Source organism: Cyanobacteria bacterium FACHB-DQ100 (genome assembly GCA_014695195.1).
In the GTDB taxonomy this organism is placed as follows: domain Bacteria; phylum Cyanobacteriota; class Cyanobacteriia; order Leptolyngbyales; family Leptolyngbyaceae; genus Leptolyngbya.
Window position 1 is genome coordinate 53,948 of sequence record JACJNW010000019.1, and the last position, 24,304, is coordinate 78,251.

Below are 24,304 nucleotides of genomic sequence, written 5' to 3' on the forward strand. Positions count from 1 at the left end.
GAGGTTGTAACAGCATTAGGTTTTTCCTATGAAATGGCTTTCAGCGTTTGTTTTAACTATCGTGCTGCTATTAACCAGCAGCGCGATCACGCAGACCGATATCAACATCAACAATAAGAATTTAATTCGTTTGGGTGGAGATGTTACTGTTCCGGAAAAACAAGTCGTAGAAAATGCTCATGCAATCGGAGGATCAGTGACAGTACAACCGAATGCACGAGTGACGCAAACCGCGATCGCAATTGGCGGAGATGTCACCCTGAAGAAAGGCGCACGCGTAGATGGTGATGCTTATGCCGTTGGCGGTAATGTGGTGCAGGAAGAAGGAGCCACGATTGGGGGCGCAAAACAAACGTTTAATGAGGATGCAATGCGGGGAATGCAGCGCGATCGTCATTCCTTTTGGGCAGGTTACGCCGCTCACAGTATTTTTCGGATCATGAGCGCGATCGTTTCTGCCATTGCTGGCGTGATTCTCCTCCGCGCTGCCCCCTCATTTCTGCCTAATTTGGCAGCAACCGTCCACCGCTATCCTAGCCAAAGTGCGTTATGGGGGATTGGAGCGTCTATCACTTTGGTTGCTCTCATCCTCTTTCTTGCGATTACTTTAATTGGTATTCCGTTGATCCCACTCTTGATTCTGGTTGCGAGTCTCGCCACCTTTGTTGGAACATTGGGCATCTCATTGTGGGTGGGTCAGCAAATTACAAAAAGCGACCAGCGCACTCGATTGCAACAGTTCTTGATCGGGTTGCTATTCATCACGCTCCTGTCTTTGGTTCCAGTTTTAGGCGGAATTGTGACCTTTATTGTGAGCCTACTTGGATTGGGAGCGTTACTTGCTTGGAAAGTGGGTAGAGTCCAGCCTTTGCTGATGGAATAATCTGCTAAGAATTGCTTTATTTGAGTGCGATCGACTGATCCTGAATAGGTCGGAGCTTTGCAGCAATCCATGGAGCCAAAAGCAGCAGGATTAGACAGATCGACATCAAACCCCCTTGAAACAAGTTGTAATCCGCAGCAATTCGCTCCCAAGAATAGCCCAGAATAAAGCGACCCAGAACAATCTCAAACGTCACTACCAAATCACCTCCGCTCTTCTAAGCTAGTGTGTTGTTCATTAGAGGATATTTAGTGCGATCGCACTTCCCAAAAGCGCGGTTGTGATTCCAAGCGCAATGATCACCTGCTTTGGAGTGAAGCGCCGTTTTTGAACTGCTGGAGCAGATGGCGAAATTACGATCGCTCTAGCGGGTTCGATCGACGGGTCGGCTTTTTGAAGTTGGGTCTGATTGGCAATGGCAAGTGTCTCTAATTCTTGGTCTGAAGCAACTGTCTGTGCTGGTTCAACCGATGTGAATGGCTCAGACGAGTCTTGCGGTTCTGAAACTTGAGGATCTGAAACTTGAGGAATAGTATGGCGGTTCGGATCAAGTATTTTACGAGAGTTATTTGGATGAAAGTTTGTCATAGCTACACCCTGATTCAAAATCAACTGGCTCAAAGTGATAGCAGCGATCGTATTTCAGGGACAATTATTCTGATGATGTAAAAGAAAGCTAATCTCTACATCAGTTACGAAATGAGTTGCTCAGGGCGTAGAAGCTCGATATTCCTGAAAAACTTCCATCGTTAGAATATGCAAAAAGTATGGGGAAGTTGTGAGCTTTAATTAGTGTCTCGTTTGTTAAAAAAGACCCTCATTGCCTCTTGCGGAGCGTGGCGTTACCCCTCTCCTTCTCCCTTGGAGAGAAAGAGAACCAGACTTCTAGTTCCCTCTCCTATGGGAGAGGGTTGGGGTGAGGGCAGATCGACGGTCTTCTTTTTAATTAGGTTTGCCTACTTATCAACCAATAAACTTTTGAATCGTACCCATTAGCAAATCAATTTCGTTCTCCGTCGTAAAGTAGTGAACGCAAGCACGAATACAATTCGGATTTAATATCACTCTCAAAAAAATGCTTTTCTCCTCAAGAAACTGAACTAATTGAGAATGCTTTCCATCTACTAGCTGAAATGAAATTAATCCCGCTTCTGGAGCAGTTTGTTTTAAGCATTTCACATCTGATAGCTGATTTAACTGCTGCCATAGATAAGCACTCCGATCGCAAATCATCGGGTACCGCTCCTGAGCAAAGGGAGCATGAAATTCGATCGCTTCACGCAATGCTGAATATAACGGAATCGCTGAAGTGGCAATCTCATATTTGCGACCATCGGACTGAAACCGAACCGGATTTCCAGTAGCATCCGTAATCACACTCCGCCAGCCGATAAACGTCGGGCTCAATCTTTCTCGCGCTTCAGGGCGAACATACAATCCGCCCACACCCGCTGCGCCACACCACCATTTATGCCCCGTAAACGCATAAAAATCAGCCTGCAACTCTGTAAGATTCAGCGGCAATACTCCGACAGATTGTGCCGCATCAACCAGAACTTGCACTGATCGCGCATGACAAATTTCAACCATTTGCTTCAGCGGTAAAACTTCCCCAGTATTCCAAAGAATATGACTAACAACAAACAATTTAGTATTGGGTTGCAGGAATTGATCAACGATCGCACAAGGATCACCCGAATTCAGAGTCTCCAACAAGGGGCAGAGCGTTACTTCCAAATCAAATCGCCGCTGAAGTTCGCGGACTGCTGCCACAATTCCTTGATGTTCACAATCGCTGATTAAGATGTGATCTCCTGCCTTCCAATCAATGCCCCACAGCGCAATATTGCATCCGACAGAAACATCTTCAGTGAGGGTAATCGTGTCAGCAGTTGTGCCAAGTTCCTTTGCGATCGCTTCCCGCGTTAAATTCCCTTCCTGCACAATCCAAGCATTCGCCGCACTCGAAAACGGACCTAATTCCTGAAATCGATCGTGGGCTTGATGCAGCGCCGCGATCGCAGGTCTTGGCATTGTGCCTTGTCCACCATAGTTAAAGTAAGCTTTGCCGTTGAGATAGGGAAATTCGCTGCGGTGCTGATCGAGTTGAGACGACATGGTAGAAGGCGATTGATCTGTCTTCTAAACATAACAAAAGGAGCAGCGCCGCGCTCTGTCACTCCTGGCAGTCCAGTTAATTTTGCATCAAGAAACAAAACTTCATTAAGGTATCGCTTAATCCCTCATTAATTTTGAATTGCTATTATAGGGAGAATGAGCACGATTAACGTTAACTTTCTGCAATTCTCGCTTTAGAATTAGACATAATCGATGCCTCTGGTTGATGCCGCAGTCCGCTACCTTCTACCTTTATAGAGATGTTCATCACCGCCGACCTGCTGCTAAATTATCAACGCTGTAGCCGCCGAGCTTTTCTCGATCGATATGGGGATGTGGAACAAAAAGACCCCCCCAACGATTATCTGCTAAAGCTGATACAAGATAGTGCAGAAAATCGGCGACAAGTCCTTTCGAGCCACGAGCATCGAGAGCCTAGGTATCAATCAGGCGACTGGCAAAAAGGCGCAGAAGAAACTTTAAAGTTAATGCGGGAAGGAGTCGAGCGAATTTATCAGCCTGTGTTGCTGGCTGAGGAAGCAGGCGTTACGCTCGTTGCCAATCCTGACCTGCTAGAAAAACAGCCGGGACAATCCATCTTTGGCGATTGGATTTATGTGCCAAGCGAAATTAAATTAAGCAAGCGCCCAAAGCAAGAGTATCAAATTGTTGTGGCGTATTTTGCCAAGGTACTCGCAGCAGTTCAGGGGGCTTGGGTCGAGGAAGCTTGGTTAATTTTGAAAGAGCGCGGCGCGTTTTCGGTGGACTTATGGGAAACTGTTCCCCGCATGGAGGCGATTCTTGCCAATTGCATTCAAACCATAGCGCAGCAACACGAACCGGAAGTCTTTATCTCTCGGAGTCGCTGTAGTTTGTGCCATTGGTTTAGTCATTGCTACGCGATCGCCAAATCTGAACAGCATCTTTCTTTACTTCCAGGGGTGACGCAACCTCGCTACGTTCAACTGCAAGCCCTCAATCTCACGACCCTCGAAGCTCTTGCAGAAACACCTCCTGCCCGTCTTGAACCACTTCCTGGTTTTGGCAGCGAGACGGCGCACAAAATTGTCCGACAGGCGCGATCGACGCTGCAAGATACCGCACTTTTAGGCGAAAGTCTTGCGGCTCACACCGTTGGTAAACGACCGTTCCGAATGCCAACGATCCCCACTGCCGCGATCGAGCTTTATTTTGATATCGAAGCCGAGCCAAGTTTGAACCTAGTCTACCTGCACGGAATATTGGTCGTCGATCGGATAAGCCAGACCGAAACCTTCCACGCCTTACTGGCAGAAACTCCTGAAGAAGAATCAATAGCGTGGCAAAAACTAATTGACTTACTATGGGCGTATCCGAATGCGCCCATTTTTCATTTTTGCCCCTATGAAGTGCAAACCGTTGAACGACTTGGAAAGCTGTTTGAAACGCCAGAGGAATTAATTCGACCGTTGTTAGCCCGATTTATTGACTTGCATGATTGTGTGACTCAGACCGTGACGCTTCCTGTGGAAAGCTATGCACTCAAGCATATTGCTCGTTGGGTTGGGTTTGACTGGCGCGATTCGAGTGCAAATGGGGCGCAGTCGATCTATTGGTACGCCCAGTGGTTGACGACAGGCGATCGCAGTTATTTAGAGTCAATTCTGATTTATAACGAGGATGACTGCCGTGCCACCTATCAGGTGAAAGAGTGGCTGGTGAATTTTTTGAATCACGCGACTACTTCGTGCAGCGGAACGATCACGCACAATGAATTAGGTTACGCAGTGTAATTCTTATGGCAAAACTTGAAACAATTCTGATTTACCCAATCAAGTCTCTCGATGCAATCTCGGTAAGTCAGGCAAAAATTCTACCGGGTGGCAGCTTGGAACACGATCGAGAATTCTGCATTGTCGATCAATCCGACAACTGGGTAAACGGCAAACGTACCGCAAAGATTCACCAAATTCGATCGCAGTTCGATCTTAAAGCGCGAATTGTGACGCTCTCGGTGCAGAACGATCGTCCGGTGAGCTTTCACCTCGATCACGGTCGGAGCGGCATCGAAGGCTGGTTGAGTGATTATTGTGGCTTTCGGGTATTTCTCAAGCAAGATCTCACGACTGGATTTCCAGATGATCCGGTATCGCCAGGGCCGACGATCGTCAGCCTTGCAACCCTGAAACAAGCCGCTTCTTGGTTTGAAGGAATGACGCTTGCAGGAATGCGATCGCGCCTCCGCACAAACTTAGAACTCTCTGAAGTTCCGGCATTCTGGGAAGAACAGCTTTACTCAGCAGATAAACGTTTGATCGTCTTTCAGCTTGGTGAAGTCGAAATTCAAGGAATTAATTCCTGTCAGCGCTGCATCGTCCCGACCCGTGATGCCATTTCAGGAGAACCTTATCCCCAATTTCAAAAAATATTCAACACACAACGCAAAGAAGAACTTCCCGACTGGGTGCCAAAAGAGCAATTCAATCACTACTATCGTATGGCAGTCAACACTCGAATCGCCCCTGCTGAAGCCGGGAAAGTTCTCAAAGTCGGCGATCGGTTATCGCGCCGGACGAGTTGATCCTGCCGCAATCACATTCAATCGCTGTGTTACCATCGTCATGCCGCCATGCCGAACCAACACAGCCGATATCCATTGAGATCCAGCAGTATTCGGTGCTTTACCGACTTTGAACAATCCGCCAGAAGTCAGCAAATCTAGATCGACTGTTGCAGGCTTGAGATATCCATTGGCATTGACAGGCTCTTGCACCACTGCACCCAGCAGCAAGTCATTCTCAAGCGGCTCCTGCACGATCGCATCAAAGTTAAATTCCTGTCCGGTTCGCACCTGCTCCGGTAGATTCACCTTCACCAAGGGCGGCTTCTCTCCAGTCGTAATCAAGTTGCTCTCAGACAGAACTTCCTGGCGCACGATCTTCTGGTTCTGGAACTGTTGGCGCGATCGCAGAGTTGCGTTTAATTTGACCTGCTGTCCGTCCTTTGTCTGACTTCCTGTAATCTGAGTGAGGGTCTCTGCCTGAATTCCATTTGCACTCGATCGCCAGGAGGTCAGCTCTGTTTTATAGGTCAGATTCGGGTATTGTTTCCACAGTTGCGCGAGAGACTGTTCCAGCGATCGGCGATTCAGTCCATCAGAATGCGTAAAGTTTGGGCTATAGAACTGGAGCACCTCTTGCACATTTCTACGGTTTGCAGCAGCATCGAGTTGCGTTAATGCTTGTCTGAGTTCTTGGGGGGCGGTGGCTGGAGTGCTAGCAATGGATCGATCGCTCCCGACAGATCCTGACGCGATCGCAAGACCCAAGCTCAGTAGAAATAAAATTTGCCGAGACCGGACGCTCAGCGGGGCAGAAACTCTCAAGCGCATAAGCACACTCATCCAACAACAAACTTGTAATCACTATACACGCGAAATTCAAAGCAAACCGAACTTCTACGCTTCAAGCGGTGTCCATTCTGCCTGATAGATGCCGACAGTATTGATCGGATGATGAGCAGATCGATCGGTACAGTCAGTGATGATTTGCTGAAATAGGAATGATTTTAGCTAGTGCAGAGTCATAGCTTAACTTTAGAGTAAGCACAGTCGGAAAGAGTTACCAGGTGATCTCAAATCTCCAAACCCTCGCTACAGATCTCGGTCTCGCTACAGCTCTGGGTAAAGACGCGATTAGGAGTTACACAGAGGAGGCTGATTTATCGCAGGACTTTTGGAAAGATGCGAGCTATGAAGTTAGCTAAACCCTCATCTATCTTAAGAAAACTCTCCAAATAAACTTAATTATTCGTTCCACTTTATGTAACAGCTATTTCACAAACAAATGTAAGTTTATTTTGTAAAGAAGTTTATCGATAGGTGTACTTAAGGTTTAATAATCAATGCCTTCGTATTAGCAAAACGATTTTGTTTGCATTTCTTAGCAGTCAAAATAGTCGCTAGCTTCTACTTACGAACTTTTGCTAAATAAGATTGATTAAGTAAGTAACAGTTAGACACAAAATTTCATAAGTAGACACTAGAAAAATAAAGATAGATATCCATAAGATGAGGTCAGGTAAATAACGGATTCCGAAGTTTGCCGAATCGTACTTCTTGTATTTTTTAGTAATCATCAAAACCATGACCACAACATTACAAAGACGCGAAAGCGGCAATGTGTGGGAGCGCTTCTGTAACTGGGTAACTTCAACCGATAACCGAATCTACGTAGGCTGGTTCGGCGTGTTGATGATCCCCACCTTACTTTCGGCGACCATCTGCTACATCATCGCCTTCGTCGCTGCTCCTCCTGTAGACATCGATGGCATCCGCGAACCCGTCGCTGGCTCCTTGCTCTACGGCAACAACATTATCTCCGGTGCTGTTGTTCCGTCCTCGAACGCGATCGGTCTGCACTTCTACCCGATCTGGGAAGCCGCATCGCTCGACGAGTGGCTGTACAACGGTGGCCCTTACCAACTCGTGGTATTCCACTTCCTCATCGGCGTATTCGCTTACCTCGGTCGCCAATGGGAGCTCTCCTACCGTCTCGGTATGCGTCCTTGGATCTGTGTTGCTTACAGCGCTCCAGTGTCTGCTGCAACGGCAGTGTTCTTGATCTACCCGATCGGACAAGGTTCGTTCTCGGATGGAATGCCCCTCGGTATCTCTGGAACCTTCAACTTCATGATCGTCTTCCAAGCCGAGCACAACATCTTGATGCACCCCTTCCACATGCTCGGCGTTGCCGGTGTATTCGGCGGATCGCTCTTCTCGGCGATGCACGGTTCACTCGTGACCTCTTCGCTGGTACGTGAGACCACCGAAGCGGAAAGCCAAAACTACGGCTACAAGTTTGGGCAAGAAGAAGAGACCTACAACATCGTGGCAGCACACGGCTACTTCGGCCGCTTGATCTTCCAATACGCCTCGTTCAACAACTCTCGCGCACTGCACTTCTTCTTGGGTGCATGGCCAGTCGTATGTATCTGGTTCACGGCACTGGGTATTTCGACGATGGCGTTCAACCTGAACGGATTCAACTTCAACCAGTCGATTTTGGATTCTCAAGGTCGCGTGGTGAATACTTGGGCAGACATGATCAACCGTGCGAACCTGGGGATGGAAGTGATGCACGAGCGTAACGCTCACAACTTCCCGCTTGACTTGGCTGTAGGGGATCAAACACCCGTTGCAGTACAAGCTCCGGCAATCAACGGCTAGTTGATAAAAAATTGTGGAGGTTACTCTTGCAAGTAACTCTCCACAACATAACCCTTGATTGAAAGATATCCCTCAGTTTTGGCTGGGGGATTTCTTGCTTTAAACTAGCTTACACTTAACAAAAGTTAAAGTTAAGCTTTGCGTCAGCGTTGAGCGGCGATCGCGATCCTTTCCGCATCATTCACGGATAACGACTGTCCGCTGCACATTTAGCAGGATGCACTGAGGCGGCACCCCTTGAACAACGCTTGAGGAGCCATTTAGGATGAAATGAGGGAAAATTCAGTCTCTTTCAATTTGCTTGGTCACGTCACGATTGACAAGAAATGTTCTAGCTTACGCTAATCTTGACGGAATCACATCGAAGTCGATCGTTTTGGCATGATCGCGAAAATTTGCAGGACGGGGTAAGCTTGAGTGGCTCCGTACCAGTCATCAGTCTTGGTGTGAGGTTTTTTGATTAATGAAAGTTTTACTTCTTTACCCGCTGTTTCCAGAGTCGTTCTGGTCTTTCAATAAAGCGTTAGAACTGATCGATCGCAAGGCATCTCTGCCTCCGCTTGGCATGATTACCGTTGCTGCTATCTTGCCGCAGACCTGGGAATTTCGGCTGATTGACCGTAATGTGCGATCGGAAACTGATGCCGATTGGGAATGGGCCGACCTGGTGATTTTATCGGGCATGATCGTGCAGAAGCCTGACCTGTTGCAGCTCATTCACGAAGCAAAACGGCGGGGTAAATTAGTAGCGGTTGGAGGCCCGTATGTCACCTCTGTACCGGATGCAGTTCTTGGTGCTGGCGCTAATTTCTTGGTGCTGGACGAGGGAGAGATTACCTTACCACTGTTGGTAGAGGCACTAGAACGGGGCGAAACCTCAGGGATTCTTCGCGCTCCTAAGGGTGAAAAGCCAGATGTATCCGCTTCTCCTGTCCCCCGTTTTGACTTGCTCGACCTCAACGCCTACATTGAGATGTCTGTTCAGTTTTCGCGAGGATGCCCCTTTCAGTGCGAATTCTGCGACATCATCGTTCTCTACGGTCGGAAGCCACGCACAAAAACCCCGGCTCAACTGCTGACAGAATTGCAAGCCCTTTATGATCTCGGTTGGCGGCGATCGGTCTTCATCGTCGATGACAACTTCATTGGCAATAAGCGCAACGTCAAACTCCTGCTCCGTGAACTGGTGCCCTGGATGGCAGCCCACAAGTACCCGTTCCGGTTAAGTACAGAAGCCTCGGTTGATCTGGCGCAGGATGAAGAACTACTAGACCTGATGGTGCGGGCAAACTTCACGGCGGTCTTTCTGGGGATTGAAACGCCCGATACAGAGAGTTTGGCCATGACCCAGAAGTTTCAAAACACACGCAATTCGCTGGTCGAAGCGGTGCAAACCATTAACCGGAAGGGCTTGTCTGTGATGGCAGGCTTTATCCTGGGGTTTGATGGTGAGAAACCGGGTGCGGGCGATCGCATTATCCAGTTTGTCGAAGCAACTGCGATTCCCAAAGCCATGTTTGGGATGCTTCACGCCCTACCCAATACCGCTTTGTGGCATCGGCTGGAAAAGGAAGGTCGTTTGCTGGCATCAAGCAAAGATCTGAGCGGGCAACAGATGGGGCTGATGAATTTTATCCCCACTCGCCCGATCGACGATCTGGCGCGGGAGTATGTCAATTGTTTTTGGGAACTGTATGAACCCAGCCGCTATCTTGCACGGGTGTATCGCCACTTTATGAATATGCAGCCAGCGCCCCACAAACGCCCCTTTCAGATGTTGGAGTGGGTGGAACTACGAGCGGTGCTAACGATTTGCTGGCGACAGGGAATCAAGCGTAGTACGCGTGTCCAGTTTTGGTATCAGCTTTTTTCCATGCTGCGGCGCAATCCAGGGGCATTTGTGCCCTACATGAGTAACTGCGGCTTGCTAGAGCACTTTCTTCACTACCGTCAATTGGTGCGTAGTGAAGTAGAAACTCAGTTAGCTAGCTATCTAACCGAGGCAGCAGTCCATCAAACAGCTCAACCAGATGCGGTAGCCAGCGAGATCGCTCGCTAGAAGGTACGTTGTTGGTTGTAGGAGCATCTAAGTGAGCGGGGAAGCTAACCCAGCGGATCAAATTCGTGTAGCTCTCTCAGACCTCCATCTCACAACCAGCAACTAACCGCTTTGCGACAGTACCACGACACCCCACTTCACAGTCTGGAAAATTCTTCAGAATTTCAAAGTCTAATGCTGCTGGGCATTCCACCACGATCGCACCAGTCGAATTTCATCCCATCCGTAAGTTTCATCTAATCGCTCACGAATTTTAGCCAGTGAGAATTCATCGGCTTGCTGAACCGCTTCGAGAATTTTAGCTTGTCGATCGCGGGCGACTAAGCGATCGAGATCGATCGGATATTTCATCTCGATTAGTTCTGCTAAATGCGTCATCACTGTACTAAGTCGGAGATTTCGCTCCTCGGCAATGTCCGCAGGCTTCTTGCCGCGCTGAAATAGTTCAAGCGTGTAAAGCTGAGTGTAAGTTGCTTCATTCGCACTCGGCGGAACTGGAACCGAGTCGAGCTTTGTGACTTTTGGGTCAAGCTGAATAACGGTTGGCTCCGGTGTGGTTTCGGTCTGAATGGGTAAACCGTTTTCCTGGCGGAACGATCGAATTTCTGTCAGAAATACTTCCCCATACTGGGCTAGCTTGCGGCTTCCAACCCCGGAGATGTTAAGAAACTGTTGACGAGTTTGGGGCTGCTGCTGCGACATCAACCGTAAGCTTGCATTCGAGAACACGACATAAGGCGGAACGGATTGTTCATCGGCTAACCGCTTCCGTAGTTTTTGCAAACGATCGAACAATGCTTCAGATTCGGGCGTATCAACCACAGAAATGGTTGGAACCGTTAATGCAGACTTGGGTTTATCAATGGCAACCATCACCGATCGCTGTCCCCGCAGCACTTCCCAACTTAATTCATTTAATTTCAGCACTGAATAACCGTCTGTGGTCTCATCCACTAATCTTTGATGAATCAGCGATCGACCTAACAGCTTCCATTCTTCAGCACTGATATCTTTACCAATCCCATAGGTGCTGAGTGTGTTGTGATTGTTCTTCATCACACGATCGTTTTTAGAGCCGCGAAGAACATCGATCGTATGTGCCATTCCAAAGGTTCGACCCCGTTGATCAAATCGCGCTATACAAGAGAGAAATTTCTGTGCAGCAACTGTCCAATCTTCGACAGGTTTTGGATATTTGCAGTTATCGCAGTTATCGCAGTTTCCGGGGAAGTCTTCACCAAAGTAGGAAAGCTGAATCGTGCGGCGGCATTCGGTTGCTTCTGCAAAGTTGATCACTCGGCGCAATTGTTGTGTTGCAATGCGCTGTTCATCCTCAAGCGGATCGCCTATGTTTGGATCAACTTTTTGCGAAATGATGTACTCGATCGTTTTCACATCAGCATAGCTATAAAACAAGGTACAAGTCGAAGGTTCTCCGTCTCGTCCGGCTCTGCCTGATTCTTGATAGTAGCCTTCGATATTTTTGGGAATATCGTAGTGAATCACAAATCGAACATCCGGCTTGTTAATTCCCATGCCGAATGCGATCGTTGCCACAATCACCCGCACATCATCCCGAATAAATCGCGTTTGATTCTCTTTACGGGTTTCTGCGTCTAGTCCTGCATGATAAGGAAGTGCTGCAATTCCATCCTGCTTTAATCTTGTAGCGATTTCCTCAACTCGTTTTCGGCTCAAACAGTAAATAATGCCTGCGCCCGGAGTTTCTTTAATTTGGTTAACCACTTCTTGATAAGCAGTCTTTGTTTTCGGGCGGACTTCGTAATAAAGGTTGGTTCGATTAAAGCTCGAAACATGAATTCGTGGTTCATGTAAGTTCAACTGCTGAACAATGTCTTCTCGAACTCGATGCGTCGCCGTTGCCGTTAAAGCAATGATTGGAATGTTGGGATAGCGCGATCGTAGAATGCTTAATTGGCGATATTCCGGTCGAAAGTCGTGCCCCCATTCAGAAACACAGTGCGCTTCGTCGATCGCAAATGCTGAAATCCCTACGCGCTCTGTAATATGGGGCATTACACCTTGCAAAAAGTCCTCGCTTAGCAATCGCTCCGGTGCAACGTAAAGCAGCTTAATTCGTCCTTCCATTACAGCGCGTCCTCGCGATCGGCGTTCTTCTGCCGACAAACTACTATTGAGAAACGTCGCTGCAATCCCGTTATCGCGTAACAATTCCACTTGATCCTGCATCAATGCAATTAGTGGAGACACTACGATCATCAATCCGGGTTTGAGCAAGGCTGGAAGCTGAAAACAAATCGACTTCCCGCCCCCGGTTGGCATAATCACCAACTGATCGCGATTTGAGAGTGTGTGTTCGATAATTTCGCGCTGACCTGGACGAAAACTGTCATACCCAAAGTAATGTTTGAGTGCCTCTTCGAGCGATGGAGATTCGAGTGCGAGCGGCAAGGACGTAGACATATTTCGGGGGTCAGCAACGCTATTGCTTAGAATGCCCCAAGTGTTGGAGCGCTGTAACTGCAATAGAATAGCAGTACCAGTTTAGGATAACAAGAAAATTTTAGGAGTTTGACGGGCTAGACAACAATGGCTCTTCAAAATTATGTCAACTCCTAAATCTTCTCAAGACAGTTCTGTGATCGTACTCAAATCGTCTCAACCAGAAAATTCATCTTGGGTCAGACACTTGAGAAATGGAGTGGCGATCGTCCTCACCCATCATTAGATTTGAAGCATTAATCGAGTCGAGCACGATCATCCAAATCAACTTGCAGCTTTCATGCTGGGGTCAAGCCATTTGCCAAGTCATTTCTTGACCTGCTAGTAAGGGCACAAGACCGGATTCTGGAAATAGCAGCTCATCAGGAACAAGCCAGGTCGTTTTGGTCAAAGTAATCTGTTCAGTGTTGCGTGGAAGTTGATAGAAATCTGCCCCATAGAAGCTCGCGAAAGCTTCAAGTTTATCAAGGGCATCGACGCTCTCAAATGCTTCTGCATACAACTCCATCGCGTGCAAAGCCGAATAGCAACCCGCACAGCCACAGGAATTTTCTTTGCTATTCCGAGAATGAGGGGCGCTATCGGTGCCTAGGAAAAACTTAGGATTCCCAGAGATTGCTGCTTGCAAAAGCGCCGATCGATGCTGCTCTCGTTTCAAGACTGGCAAGCAATAAAAATGGGGGCGAATGCCGCCTTGGAATAGGCTATTGCGGTTAAATAACAAATGTTGGGGCGTGATGGTTGCAGCAATGTTGTTTGCAGAGAGGACATACTGCACGGCATCTGAGGTAGTAATGTGTTCAAGAACGACGCGCAGGCTGGGAAATCGTTGCTTGAGCGGGATCAAATGTCGATCGATAAACACCTTCTCGCGATCGAAGATATCAACCTCGTGATCGGTCACTTCCCCATGCAGGAGCAAAGGCAGGTCTACCTGCTGCATCGCTTCAAAGACGCGATCGCACCTGCGAATATCCGTCACTCCAAGGTCTGAATTGGTCGTTGCCCCAGCAGGGTAATATTTGACGGCTTTAATAAACTGGGATGCTTTTGCCGCAATAATCTCTTCAGGACTTGTGTTGTCCGTCAGGTAGAGCGTCATCAGAGGATCGAACGATTGTCCCTGTGGAACTGCTGCAAGGATGCGATCGCGATAGGCTGCGGCATCAGCCACCGAGCGGACGGGAGGCTTCAAGTTTGGCATGACGATCGCGCGGGCAAACTGACGCACTGTATGTGGCAGCACTGCTTTTAACGCTGCACCGTCGCGCAGATGGAGATGCCAGTCGTCAGGTCGGGTAATCGTAAGCTTTTGCATTCTTCAATTATAGAGATGGCTGAATTTCGATCGCTCTCCTCCCAAAATCATAGAATAACTTGAGCCTTTAGCCTTGATTCTGCTGTCTCCTTTCGATCTATGGTCTAGACTTAAGCAATTAGACAGAAAGAGTCAGTCTAAGTAAATAATTCTAAGTAAATAGTGCGGTGGCTCAAGCCGTGCTTTAAGATTATTGGTGAAATACATTCGTTTAGGGTGCAATCGACACATACGCGCCCGGATGAACACAGCTATTTCTGCAGGGGTATTGTTATGAACTACCTTTGCAAATATTTTCGCAGGCTTGAAGATCGAGAGCAATTAGAACGAGGTAAATTTGATACGCAGATTCCGCCTTTAGAAGTAGCTTTTCCGGCAGGTAAAACAGCCTATGATGTAGGCATCGCCTGGTGGTTAGCTCAATGTTCAAGCCTAGCTTATGAGAATAAAATTACCGTTGTCACTGAGTTAAAGGATGTGGGCTTTGATCGCATTTTTTTATTTGATACCAAAGGTACACAGGCGTTTTTAGCAACTCATCCTGGCGTGAATGGAGGCGGCAGGTTTGCCGTGCTAGCTTTTCGGGGAACAGAGCAAGACTCGATCGATATCCTGACCGATATTAACTGCGTTACGAGATTGTTTCCAGATGAAAATCTGTTGGAAAATACAGGATTACAAAAGGAATCAGCCGAGAAACTTCCTAATCTTTATGCCCATGGAGGCTTTGTAGAAGGTATCGAAAATATCTGGGGCACGGCTTTAAGAAAAGAAATTGAAGATCTTTGTAACGAGCCAAACGTAGGGATAGAGTGGCTTGGTGCGCCGGGGGTAAGTAATGCCTTGCTTGACTTATATAAGCAATCTAACAATATTCCGCTTTACCTTACAGGACATAGCTTGGGCGGTGCTTTAGCTACATTGGCAGCTCACAAATTGCTAGTGTATACAGAGAGTTTTCAGGTGACAGCACTGTATACCTTTGGCTCACCCAGAACTGTTCAGCAACCTCTAGCCGACAAGATCAATGAGAAGTTTGAAGAGCGATCGGATCGGGGTGTGAATTTCCGATCACATCGGGTTGTGAATTTCATTGATGTTGTGCCTCGTTTACCACCGCGAGTTCCAGTTCTTCTAGATTTCCGTCACATCAAGAATTTGGTTTATTTCCCATGCGATCGCCGTCATAAGGAACAAGCAATGGGAAACGAAGTCAAAGGCGTTTGGGATGCAATCAAAGGCGTTTGGGATGCAATCAAAGGCTTTTTGGGAGATACAGGTGTCCTTCTAATCTTGATGCTTGAGTTTGTGTTATCGCAAGCAACACGCTTGATCTGCACAGTTCTCGCTCTGGTGGGAATCCGCAGAGCCCTTAAGCAGAGGAAAATATTTAAGCAGAAGGAAATAGAAATCGAGCCCTATGTTCCTCGCACACTCAAAAGGCATAAGATTTCTGAATATATTCGCCATTTAGAAACTGATTTGCGATTTCGAGGTGATCTACCGCCGCACGACATTATCGTTTAGGAAACTTGAGAATAAGCTGCGGCGGAGTATGCTCAAGGTGCAACGAAGAGAACAATGCCCTGGGCTGAAGTGCAAAAACGGTTGGATTTATGATTCGATGTCGATCGCTCTCCTCCCCAAAATCATAGAATAGCTTGAGCCTTTAGCCTTGATTCTATGAATTCTCGTCAATTAGAAATTTTCCTCGACATCGCCACCGAAGCCGCTCTTGCTGCTGGAGCCGTTCTCCAAACCCATTGGGGCAAACTCGAAGACATTCGCGAAAAAGGTCGTCCCGGAGATTTAGTCACCGAAGCCGATCGCGCTGCTGAAGATGCAGTTCTCTCGGTTCTCAAGCGCCATGTGCCAGAGCATCCAATTTTGGCAGAAGAATCTGGGCAATTGGGCGATCGACAAAGCGAATTTCTCTGGGCGATCGATCCGCTCGATGGCACGACGAATTACGCCCATCAATACCCGTTTGTTGCGGTGTCGATCGGCTTACTGATCGAAGGAGTGCCGCAAGTGGGTGTGGTATTTAATCCGATCCATCAAGAACTATTCCGCGCTGCAAAAGGATTAGGGGCGACTTGTAATCGGCGGTCGCTCCGCGTGTCCTCTACAACTGAACTAGAGAAAAGCTTATTGGTGACGGGATTTGCTTACGATCGAAGACAAACTCCAGACACCAACTACCCAGAATTCGCGCATCTGACCCACCTTACTCAAGGCGTGCGACGCGATGGAGCCGCAGCACTCGACCTCGCATACGTGGCAGCCGGTCGATTCGATGGATATTGGGAGCGGGGATTATCAATCTGGGATATCGCAGCCGGAATTGTTCTCGTCGAAGAAGCAGGCGGCAAAGTGACTGCCTATGACCAAACTTCTATGCAGCTTTCATCCGGAAGAATTCTTGCCACGAATGGAAGAATTCACGATCGCCTCAGTGCTGAACTGCTACACGTTCAAGCCCATTGATACCCTAAAATTAACAGTTCTATCTCAATTCTGAGACTTGTAAACGAGAATCGATCGCGGCAGAATCCATTTAACAAATGGCTCCTATAATGAGTCGAGAGGTCATGTGCGATCGCAAAACAACACAAGTCACAACAGGTGGTGATCAGCGTGATGAATTCCCTTCGCTCTTGGATGCAACAATTTCAGCGAATTTGTAGCGAAGGAGAAAAACATCTCCATCACTCTGCCTCCGTGCGATCGCTCAAGCGCGTTAGTGGGCTGCGAAAACAACTCGCGCACAAGCCTGCGATTCCAACGCCCATCCTGATCATCGCCACCTCGATCGTATTTACAGGCGCATTGGGACGACAGTTTTATAATCAACCCCGGTTGAGCGTGGGCAAAATCGCCCCTGAAACGATCGAGGCTCCCAGCGATGCTGCCGTTGAAAATCAACAAGCGACCGAGGAACGGCGCAGAACTGCTCGCGATACCCTAATGCCAATGTTAAGACTGGATGCGCTCGCCTCAAATCAGTCTCGACACGCCGTACAAGCCCAGCTCGCAAAAGGAGTCACATTACGGCAGCAGCTTGGACAATTTCCATACATCGAATCGCAAATACTTTCAGAATCCGCTCAGCAATACTTACGCAAAGCGAAAGATTGGGAATGGGAAATAGTGATTGCTGCAACTCAGGATCGCACGAATCACCTGAGCACTCAGCTCAATGATGCCATTCAGCGCCAAGCGACGATCGAACTCATTCGCTACCGCAATCAAAATTCAGCCGAGCGCTTATCTAGCCTGATTCGTCAGATTACGATGGTGCGACAACGCTATGCGACGACGATCGGGCTGATTCAACCGCCGTATGATTCGACGGTGCTAGAGATTTCTGATCCGATGTGGCAGAAGACCCAAAGCGAAGTCATGCAAATTGTCGATCGAATGCTAGCGCAGGGGATTGCACCTGGACTGTCTCCAGACCAGCTTGAAACCGCGATCGAGCGCAACGTCGAAGACACAATGCCACCAGAAACCAGAGCGATCGCAACGAAATTGTTGCTGGCTTCGCTAAAGCCCAATTTAACGCGCGATGATGAACAAACTCATGTGCAAGCTGAAAAAGCGGCGCAAGACGTTAAACCTGTGATGATCGAAATCCGGCAGGGAGAAACGATCGTTACCAGTGGACAAGTTATTTCAGCCCGTGATTTCATCTTGCTGGACTACTTCAACCTGAGCCGGCGCGAAACCAATTGGTTTGGTCTGATTGTGTTTGGTGGATTAGTTACTGGAACAGTCACGATCTTTTGGAGATTAGAGCAGCGCTATCATCCCAAAGGACTACGATATCGAGACTATTGGCTGGTGGGATTAATGTGTCTTAGTACCCCGTTGATGGTGATGATTAATGCACCTTCGACAAATTTACCGGCGATCGGGTTTTTGATGGGCACATTTTACGGCTCGGTGTTGGCAGTGACCGGAGTAGGATTGCTGACGGTGATGTTACCGATCGGCATGGGATTGGGGGCAATGCAATGGATTCCTAGTGCAGCAGCCGGATTAATTGTGGCAGCTTTGGCGGCGCGAGTGCGATCGCGTGAGGAGCTAGCTTTGCTGGGATTAGGTGTAGGACTAACTCAAGGATTACTCTATCTATTGTTAGGTGCAGTGTCGGGAATGAGTTTGTATGGTCTGATCGGTCGGGTCGGACTTGAAGCATTGTTAGGGTTAGCCTGGAGCATTGTCGCGATCGGGATTAGCCCTTATCTAGAGCACTTGTTTGATGTTGTGACTACTTTACGCTTGGTTGAACTTGCAAATCCTAATCGATCCTTGCTCAAACGCTTAGCTGCTGAGACTCCCGGAACCTTTCAACATACTTTGTTTGTGGCAAATCTAGCAGAAGCTGCCGCACGAGAATTAGGCTGCAATGTTGAACTTACTAGAGCCGGAACGCTTTATCACGACATTGGTAAGATGCACGACCCCCTAGGATTTATCGAGAACCAAATGGGCGGTGTGAACAAGCATGATGCGATCGATGACCCGTGGAGGAGTGCAGCGATCATTAAAAAGCACGTCACGGAAGGAATTGTGATGGCACGTCGAGCCAGATTACCCAAGGCAGTACAAGCTTTTATTCCTGAGCATCAAGGTACGATGACGATCGCGTATTTCTACCATCAAGCCCAACAACAAGCGAAACTTGATCCTGAGATCAAAGTCAATGAGGCGGATTTTCGCTATGACGGCCCTGCACCGCAGTCTCGTGAAACTGGGATTGTAATGTTAGCCGATTCTTGTGAAGCAGCTTTGCGATCGCTCAAAGATGCCACACCCGAAGAAGCCTTGAACATGATCAATAAGATTCTGTCCGCACGATGGAAAGATGGTCAATTAGATGAATCGGGACTCACACGATCGCAGATGAGTACGATCGCGCAAGTGTTTGTTCAAGTGTGGCAACAATCCAACCATCAGCGCATTGTGTATCCAAAGGTGAAGTCTTAGCTATTTCATTGCGCCCATTGTAGTTTTCCAAGCAAGCTCTTTGCACAGCACAATTAATGCTCTTTCTTCGGCTCCCTGAAATAGCTTGGATTCGATTAGTTCTTCTAGCACTTGATGGGTTAACTGTTCCGAGAACGTTCCGCCACAGTGCAGTAAATGACTGTAGTAACAGAACTGCGATCGGCCCATCTTATTCAGGTGAAAGTGATAGATCTCTTCCCAAGTCATTCTCTGTACAGGGGTATTCACCGGAACGACCACACGCGGAATGCCTTGAATTCCGTATCGTCTACCGTTATGAGTATCTAGCTCTCCCACCAAAACCGTCCAGAGCAGCGTCCGAACTTCTTGCACTTGATCCGGTGTGAACAATGGATCAGGCTCACTGGTCAAGCGAATTCCAGAATTGAGAAACAGTGGATTGAATAACTGCGAATTGTAGACAATTCCTACTGCCCAATGGCGCGAACTACCCCCATTTCGCGACTCATCTTCGAGCTTGACGAATGTTCCAAAGCCATAATCATCAGGCAGTGGAGCTTCGGCAAAATCCATTACATCATCTACCTGCACAATGTAATCACAATGAGAATTCGACTTCACCACTTTGCCTAATCGCATAGCCTTCTCCTCGCTCATTCACTGGCATTTTACAGTGATGTGAGTTTTTGTACTATCAAATTTTGATCATTTTGTCCCAACCTGAATCACTCCTGTCTCTACCACTGTGCGATAAGATGAATCTTTGCTTGTATACGTCACCACATCACTACCATGAGTACCGGGACATTGTTCGATAAGGTTTGGGACTTGCACACCGTCGGGATTCTGCCATCGGGACAAACTCAGCTTTTCATCGGGCTACATCTCATTCATGAAGTCACCAGTCCACAGGCGTTTTCGATGCTGCGAGAGCGCGGACTGAAAGTGCTTTTTCCCGATCGCACAGTCGCAACCGTTGACCACATTATTCCCACCGACAATCAAGCCCGTCCGTTTCTCGATTCACTTGCTGAAGAAATGCTGCAAGAACTTGAGAAAAATACTCAATCGAACAATATTCGCTTTTATCCGGTTGGCTCTGGCAGTCAAGGCATTGTTCACGTCATTGCACCCGAACAAGGACTCACTCAGCCCGGAATGACGATCGCTTGTGGAGATAGCCACACCTCGACCCATGGAGCATTCGGCGCGATCGCATTCGGTATCGGAACGAGTCAAGTCCGCGATGTGCTTGCCTCTCAAACCCTAGCGCTCTCTAAGCTCAAGGTCAGAAAAATCGAAGTCAATGGCAAGCTCAATCCAGGCGTATATGCCAAAGATGTCATTCTGCACATCATTCGCAAACTTGGCGTGAAAGGTGGAGTCGGTTACGCTTACGAGTTCGCAGGTACAACCTTCGAGCAAATGAGCATGGAAGAGCGCATGACCGTTTGCAATATGTCGATCGAAGGCGGCGCACGCTGCGGCTATGTAAATCCCGATCCAACGACTTACGACTATCTCAAAGGGCGTGAGTTTGCACCCAAAGGCGAAGAATGGGACAAAGCTGTGTCCTGGTGGAACAGTCTCCGCAGTGATGCCGATGCTGTTTACGATGATGTTGTTGTTTTTGATGCGGCTGATATTACTCCAACTGTGACTTGGGGGATTACTCCGGGACAGGGAATTGGTGTAACCGAAACGGTTCCTACTCCAGAGGTAATGCCGGACGACGAAAGAGCGATCGCGCTTGAAGCCTATCAATACATGGATCTCAAACCGGGCGAACCCCTTCAGGGAACTAAAATCGATGTCTGCTTTATCGGAAGCTGCACGAACGGACGAATTTCTGATTTGCGCGAAGCAGCGCGAGTGGCTCAAGGGCGGCGCGTTGCTGAGGGCGTGAAAGCGTTTGTGGTGCCGGGATCGGAACGAGTGAAATCCCAAGCTGAGCAGGAAGGACTCGATCGCATCTTTGTGGAAGCCGGATTCGAGTGGCGTGAACCTGGATGCTCGATGTGTTTAGCGATGAACCCCGACAAACTGCAAGGGCGGCAAATCAGCGCGTCCTCATCGAATCGGAACTTCAAAGGACGACAGGGATCAGCATCAGGTCGCACGTTGTTAATGAGTCCCGCAATGGTTGCAGCCGCCGCAATTACCGGGAAAGTAACGGACGTGCGCGAATTGATGTAGTGGAACGAGGACGCAGTGCAAACCGAAACGATCGTCAAAAGGTCGGTTCGGTTGCACAACAATACAGGGATTGGTGCACCAATCAATGGCTCAGGCTGAAGAGCATAAAGGGGGGTTGTCTTCGTTGCTATTCTGCCTCTGAATAGAACAAACGACATTAAAATGAGCTACGAACAGCAAATTATTGATTTCTACAACACCAGAGCAAATTGCGATAATAATGTAATACCAAATCAATGAGACAATTCACCCAAATTTGTCATAGCCATTACCACCGCTTTCTTTGAGTGTACTCAATTTGGGTTTACCGTCACAGTTTGCAAATCCATCTTCTGATCAGTATGTCCTGTTGTTCCCTCGTGTTAGCCTCAAACAAATAGGGAAGGGCAATTAGGGAAGGGCAATGGCTCCAGTTCAATTCCCACGACGACGGTTTATGCAAGCGATCGCAGGGACAAGTGTCCTAGCCCTGTTAGGCTGCACACGAGAACAAACCATGGTAACGCTGTACACGTTTGGCGATTCGATTCTCGATTGTGGACGATACAACGAGTCTGGAGTTCACCCAGGGCAACTGCTCGTTCAGAATGATGATCGTTTGTTTCCCGAATTTCAGGGTCAGGATCTTGCATCACGCGGTCCGGCTCGCCTTGACCATCGTGCCCGTGATGGTGCAACTGTAGAAGGGCTACAGTTGCAAGTCCAGGGATTGCAGGTTCAAGAACCTGCCATTGCTTTAATCACGATCGGGGGTAATGATCTTCTGGGTGGATTAATCGGCGATCGGGGCGTAGGCATGACAACCTTTGCCAACGCGCTTGACTGCTTCGTGCAGCAGTTACCCATTCGTCCAGTTCTGCTGGGCAATGTGTATGACCCTACACTGGGCGATGACAATCGAAATTTCTTAGGCATTGAGGCAAAAGTTGCTCGCAAAAATCTTGAGCGCATGAACAGGGCGGTTGCAGACATTGCCCACCGCTACGGGCAACTAATCGATCTCCACGCTCATTTTCTGAGTGGTGACTTATCCTGGTTCACAGCCACGATCGAGCCAAGTCTAAAGGGTGCATCGGAAGTACGACGCGCCTTTCTTCCCTATGTCCTGCGGATACGTTAACTAACAGCAAGCGATGAATGGTGGATAGACTCTGCATTATCGATCACGGTGGTAACGACAAGTCAAAACGCCAATAAAATCAATACTTTTGAGCGTTACCACCTCTACAATTAAGGTGGTAACAGGTGGTAACAGGCGTAATCCTAATTAGCTGAGCGCAATACCTGAAATCTACTAATCGCAAGGATTTAACAGGGTTACCACCTCGCAATCTAAGTGTTACCACCTCTGAAGGCATGATCGCGCTTCTGCTAACAGTTGCACCCCCTACAGAAGCGCGATCGCGCCAAACAGAAAGAGGTTTTCCTGCAAAGCGGATCAAGTAGCAGGCAATCGTTACATCAAGCAACGATCGCTTCCGTTATCGCGATAGGCTCCTGAACCGTTACAAACGATGAGACTTGGTTCGGCAGGACAGCCCGGCATGGGATGATATCACTATCTAGAGTCTTGAGCATTCATCCTCGATCACATGGCTAGAATTCCCGTCTTCCGCGCTGGTAACCAATTGCTGAAAGTCCGTTTCATCATGCTGTTGTCACTCGCTACCTTGGTTGGAACTACATACGCAGGCGCCAATTTAGTGCAGCATTATGGTGAGGCTCCAGGAGATGGTGGCAGGTTAAAACCGCTGCCGGAACGAATCGCGATCGGTGCTTTTGTTGGGAGTCTCGGTGCTGTCTTCGCGGGCAGTATGTGGCTGTATGGCAAGTTCTATGTGGCTAGCATTGACTTTGATGATACCGAACAGAACCTTTACCTGAACACGGTAGAATTTTTCGGCACCAAACGCCATGAGATTGAACTCTCGAACGTGCTTGAGAGTGAAGAGCGTACAGGGCAATTTGATTTGACTGCTTTCGACCCCGCTTCTATTTCTGTCAATGCCCCTTGGAAGTCAGTCCGTTTAGCAGGGTGGAGGTTGCCCATGATCATCGATAGGCAAGGTGAAATCTTGCAGCCAGCGTTGTTTGAGAAGCTTTTTGAGGATGGAAGCGATTGAGAGGTAGAGTCTAGAGAAGCTGAAAGCGAAGTCTATGTCGATGCCGCCTACACCGACTATCAAGCTGAAGATGACCTCAAGAACACCGAAGAAATTTGCTTGCAGGTCGCCCGCAAACGCAATTCCACTCGTCCCGATTTCCCTGCCTTGGCATACATCCAGCAAACGACCCGTCATGCCATCGAAACGGTCTTTAGTCAGATTACGCTGCGCTTCCCGAAGTCCATTCATGCTGTGACAATGGCTTTCTGCCCAAACTCACTGCATTCATCTTCGTCCAAACGCTCGAATCTGCTTTCATGCCATAACCAGAAGTATCAGCGACGACCTGCATCGTTCTCATTGCTGCCAGGACGGGCTAGTTTTCATGACCATTTCTCTGCCAGTAGCCCTCCTTCCTTGAACTCGCAACTTGGGTTAGTAGAAGTATTTCAAAAAATGGGCTGAAACAGAAGTGGAAATCAACGGTTCTTAATTCTGGGCTTAAATCTCTGGAAAATAGCGACCATTTTAGAGCATTTCAAGGATTGCCTAAGATTGCTCATATCGGGCTTTAGCCTTACTGTATATAGGTTTTGAGTGTTACGGGACTGGCGGGACTCGAACCCTCGACCTATCGCTTAGGAGGCGATCGCTCTATCCAACTGAGCTACAGCCCCGGATGAGTGGCATTATAGCAATCTCATCTAAAACGGGATTAGTGATGTAAGAAATGTTCGAGAAAGCGCGAAAAGAAAGCCGCGATCGCACCAAAGAAATGAGAGCCATCACCGGGTTCTGCGCCGATCAGTCCGTTTCCGATCGCTTCACTCACAGGCGTATAATCTACAGGTTCGGAATTGCGAGATTTGAGCGATCGCCCAATCAGTTCCCCCAGCGAAATCAACCCTAAAACCATCAATACAACTACAGCAAACACGAGCAAGTTTTGCATGATTGTCCT

20 protein-coding genes and 1 tRNA gene are annotated in these 24,304 nt (G+C 48.2%); 11 read left to right on the plus strand and 10 right to left on the minus strand.

What is annotated here, in order from left to right; translation table 11 throughout:
- Positions 1-28 precede the first annotated feature (28 nt).
- A complete protein-coding gene (locus tag H6F51_05180) occupies positions 29-883 on the plus strand; it encodes a hypothetical protein (protein MBD1821890.1) in 855 nt (284 codons plus the stop codon).
- 16 nt (positions 884-899) lie between these two features.
- Here H6F51_05180 and H6F51_05185 read toward each other — a convergent pair whose 3' ends face one another.
- The 3 genes from H6F51_05185 to H6F51_05195 all read right to left on the minus strand — a co-directional run bounded on the left by H6F51_05185 (position 900) and on the right by H6F51_05195 (position 3,001).
- Positions 900-1,079 (minus strand): hypothetical protein, encoded by a 180-nt coding sequence (locus H6F51_05185; protein ID MBD1821891.1) that lies wholly within the window; start codon positions 1,077-1,079, stop codon positions 900-902.
- A gap of 41 nt (positions 1,080-1,120) precedes the next feature.
- On the minus strand, positions 1,121-1,471 hold the full coding sequence (locus tag H6F51_05190; protein MBD1821892.1) for a hypothetical protein: 351 nt from the start codon (positions 1,469-1,471) through the stop codon (positions 1,121-1,123).
- Positions 1,472-1,846: 375 nt separating this feature from the next.
- Complete coding sequence (locus tag H6F51_05195; GenBank protein ID MBD1821893.1) at positions 1,847-3,001, minus strand: aminotransferase class V-fold PLP-dependent enzyme; 1,155 nt, start codon at positions 2,999-3,001, stop codon at positions 1,847-1,849.
- Positions 3,002-3,261: 260 nt separating this feature from the next.
- On the opposite strand from H6F51_05195, the gene H6F51_05200 reads away from it, so the two are divergent.
- Both H6F51_05200 and H6F51_05205 read left to right on the plus strand, forming a co-directional pair.
- Positions 3,262-4,773: a TM0106 family RecB-like putative nuclease gene (locus tag H6F51_05200; GenBank protein ID MBD1821894.1), complete on the plus strand. Its 1,512-nt coding sequence runs from the start codon at positions 3,262-3,264 to the stop codon at positions 4,771-4,773.
- Between the two features lie 5 nt (positions 4,774-4,778).
- A complete protein-coding gene (locus H6F51_05205; protein ID MBD1821895.1) occupies positions 4,779-5,561 on the plus strand; it encodes an MOSC N-terminal beta barrel domain-containing protein in 783 nt (260 codons plus the stop codon).
- Here the strand turns inward: H6F51_05205 and H6F51_05210 are convergent.
- Complete coding sequence (locus tag H6F51_05210) at positions 5,541-6,365, minus strand: nuclear transport factor 2 family protein (GenBank protein MBD1821896.1); 825 nt, start codon at positions 6,363-6,365, stop codon at positions 5,541-5,543. The genes H6F51_05205 and H6F51_05210 overlap by 21 nt on opposite strands.
- A gap of 759 nt (positions 6,366-7,124) precedes the next feature.
- On the opposite strand from H6F51_05210, the gene psbA reads away from it, so the two are divergent.
- The gene (gene psbA, locus H6F51_05215) at positions 7,125-8,207 is read left to right on the plus strand and encodes a photosystem II q(b) protein (GenBank protein MBD1821897.1); all 1,083 of its coding nucleotides are present in this window, start codon (positions 7,125-7,127) and stop codon (positions 8,205-8,207) included.
- A gap of 463 nt (positions 8,208-8,670) precedes the next feature.
- On the plus strand, positions 8,671-10,266 hold the full coding sequence (locus H6F51_05220; protein MBD1821898.1) for a B12-binding domain-containing radical SAM protein: 1,596 nt from the start codon (positions 8,671-8,673) through the stop codon (positions 10,264-10,266).
- Between the two features lie 171 nt (positions 10,267-10,437).
- Here the strand turns inward: H6F51_05220 and recQ are convergent, their stop codons facing one another.
- Complete coding sequence (gene recQ, locus H6F51_05225) at positions 10,438-12,711, minus strand: DNA helicase RecQ (protein ID MBD1821899.1); 2,274 nt, start codon at positions 12,709-12,711, stop codon at positions 10,438-10,440.
- Positions 12,712-13,039: 328 nt separating this feature from the next.
- A complete protein-coding gene (gene pyrC, locus H6F51_05230; GenBank protein MBD1821900.1) occupies positions 13,040-14,068 on the minus strand; it encodes a dihydroorotase in 1,029 nt (342 codons plus the stop codon).
- Positions 14,069-14,284: 216 nt separating this feature from the next.
- Here pyrC and H6F51_05235 point away from each other — a divergent pair, with 216 nt between their 5' ends.
- The 3 genes from H6F51_05235 to H6F51_05245 all read left to right on the plus strand — a co-directional run bounded on the left by H6F51_05235 (position 14,285) and on the right by H6F51_05245 (position 19,060).
- Positions 14,285-15,595, plus strand: a complete 1,311-nt coding sequence (locus tag H6F51_05235; protein ID MBD1821901.1) for a lipase family protein — start codon at positions 14,285-14,287, stop codon at positions 15,593-15,595.
- Positions 15,596-15,751: 156 nt separating this feature from the next.
- Positions 15,752-16,555: an inositol monophosphatase gene (locus tag H6F51_05240; protein ID MBD1821902.1), complete on the plus strand. Its 804-nt coding sequence runs from the start codon at positions 15,752-15,754 to the stop codon at positions 16,553-16,555.
- Between the two features lie 153 nt (positions 16,556-16,708).
- Positions 16,709-19,060: an HDIG domain-containing protein gene (locus H6F51_05245; GenBank protein ID MBD1821903.1), complete on the plus strand. Its 2,352-nt coding sequence runs from the start codon at positions 16,709-16,711 to the stop codon at positions 19,058-19,060.
- Here H6F51_05245 and H6F51_05250 read toward each other — a convergent pair whose 3' ends face one another.
- A complete protein-coding gene (locus H6F51_05250) occupies positions 19,061-19,681 on the minus strand; it encodes a hypothetical protein (GenBank protein MBD1821904.1) in 621 nt (206 codons plus the stop codon). It lies immediately after the preceding gene.
- 153 nt (positions 19,682-19,834) lie between these two features.
- Between H6F51_05250 and leuC the strand changes: the two genes are divergently transcribed.
- From leuC to H6F51_05265, 3 genes are all read left to right on the plus strand, one after another.
- Complete coding sequence (leuC, locus tag H6F51_05255; protein ID MBD1821905.1) at positions 19,835-21,238, plus strand: 3-isopropylmalate dehydratase large subunit; 1,404 nt, start codon at positions 19,835-19,837, stop codon at positions 21,236-21,238.
- A gap of 403 nt (positions 21,239-21,641) precedes the next feature.
- Complete coding sequence (locus H6F51_05260; protein MBD1821906.1) at positions 21,642-22,358, plus strand: SGNH/GDSL hydrolase family protein; 717 nt, start codon at positions 21,642-21,644, stop codon at positions 22,356-22,358.
- A gap of 472 nt (positions 22,359-22,830) precedes the next feature.
- A complete protein-coding gene (locus H6F51_05265; protein ID MBD1821907.1) occupies positions 22,831-23,361 on the plus strand; it encodes a hypothetical protein in 531 nt (176 codons plus the stop codon).
- 202 nt (positions 23,362-23,563) lie between these two features.
- Here the strand turns inward: H6F51_05265 and H6F51_05270 are convergent, their stop codons facing one another.
- From H6F51_05270 to H6F51_05280, 3 genes are all read right to left on the minus strand, one after another.
- Positions 23,564-23,704, minus strand: coding sequence for a hypothetical protein (locus H6F51_05270; protein MBD1821908.1), 141 nt, complete (start codon positions 23,702-23,704; stop codon positions 23,564-23,566).
- A 242-nt stretch (positions 23,705-23,946) separates the two neighbouring features.
- Positions 23,947-24,020: transfer RNA gene (locus tag H6F51_05275), tRNA-Arg, on the minus strand.
- Between the two features lie 38 nt (positions 24,021-24,058).
- Positions 24,059-24,295, minus strand: coding sequence for a hypothetical protein (locus H6F51_05280; GenBank protein MBD1821909.1), 237 nt, complete (start codon positions 24,293-24,295; stop codon positions 24,059-24,061).
- Positions 24,296-24,304: the final 9 nt, after the last annotated feature.

Coding starts and splice junctions, on each gene's coding strand:
- H6F51_05180 (MBD1821890.1), top strand. CDS start 29: ATGAAATGGCTTTCAGCGTTTGTTTTAACTATCGTGCTGCTATTAACC.
- H6F51_05190 (MBD1821892.1), bottom strand. CDS start 1,471: ATGACAAACTTTCATCCAAATAACTCTCGTAAAATACTTGATCCGAAC.
- H6F51_05195 (MBD1821893.1), bottom strand. CDS start 3,001: ATGTCGTCTCAACTCGATCAGCACCGCAGCGAATTTCCCTATCTCAAC.
- H6F51_05200 (MBD1821894.1), top strand. CDS start 3,262: ATGTTCATCACCGCCGACCTGCTGCTAAATTATCAACGCTGTAGCCGC.
- H6F51_05205 (MBD1821895.1), top strand. CDS start 4,779: ATGGCAAAACTTGAAACAATTCTGATTTACCCAATCAAGTCTCTCGAT.
- psbA (MBD1821897.1), top strand. CDS start 7,125: ATGACCACAACATTACAAAGACGCGAAAGCGGCAATGTGTGGGAGCGC.
- H6F51_05220 (MBD1821898.1), top strand. CDS start 8,671: ATGAAAGTTTTACTTCTTTACCCGCTGTTTCCAGAGTCGTTCTGGTCT.
- recQ (MBD1821899.1), bottom strand. CDS start 12,711: ATGTCTACGTCCTTGCCGCTCGCACTCGAATCTCCATCGCTCGAAGAG.
- pyrC (MBD1821900.1), bottom strand. CDS start 14,068: ATGCAAAAGCTTACGATTACCCGACCTGACGACTGGCATCTCCATCTG.
- H6F51_05240 (MBD1821902.1), top strand. CDS start 15,752: ATGAATTCTCGTCAATTAGAAATTTTCCTCGACATCGCCACCGAAGCC.
- H6F51_05245 (MBD1821903.1), top strand. CDS start 16,709: ATGAATTCCCTTCGCTCTTGGATGCAACAATTTCAGCGAATTTGTAGC.
- H6F51_05250 (MBD1821904.1), bottom strand. CDS start 19,681: ATGCGATTAGGCAAAGTGGTGAAGTCGAATTCTCATTGTGATTACATT.
- leuC (MBD1821905.1), top strand. CDS start 19,835: ATGAGTACCGGGACATTGTTCGATAAGGTTTGGGACTTGCACACCGTC.
- H6F51_05260 (MBD1821906.1), top strand. CDS start 21,642: ATGGCTCCAGTTCAATTCCCACGACGACGGTTTATGCAAGCGATCGCA.
- H6F51_05265 (MBD1821907.1), top strand. CDS start 22,831: ATGGCTAGAATTCCCGTCTTCCGCGCTGGTAACCAATTGCTGAAAGTC.
- H6F51_05270 (MBD1821908.1), bottom strand. CDS start 23,704: ATGAGAACGATGCAGGTCGTCGCTGATACTTCTGGTTATGGCATGAAA.
- H6F51_05280 (MBD1821909.1), bottom strand. CDS start 24,295: ATGCAAAACTTGCTCGTGTTTGCTGTAGTTGTATTGATGGTTTTAGGG.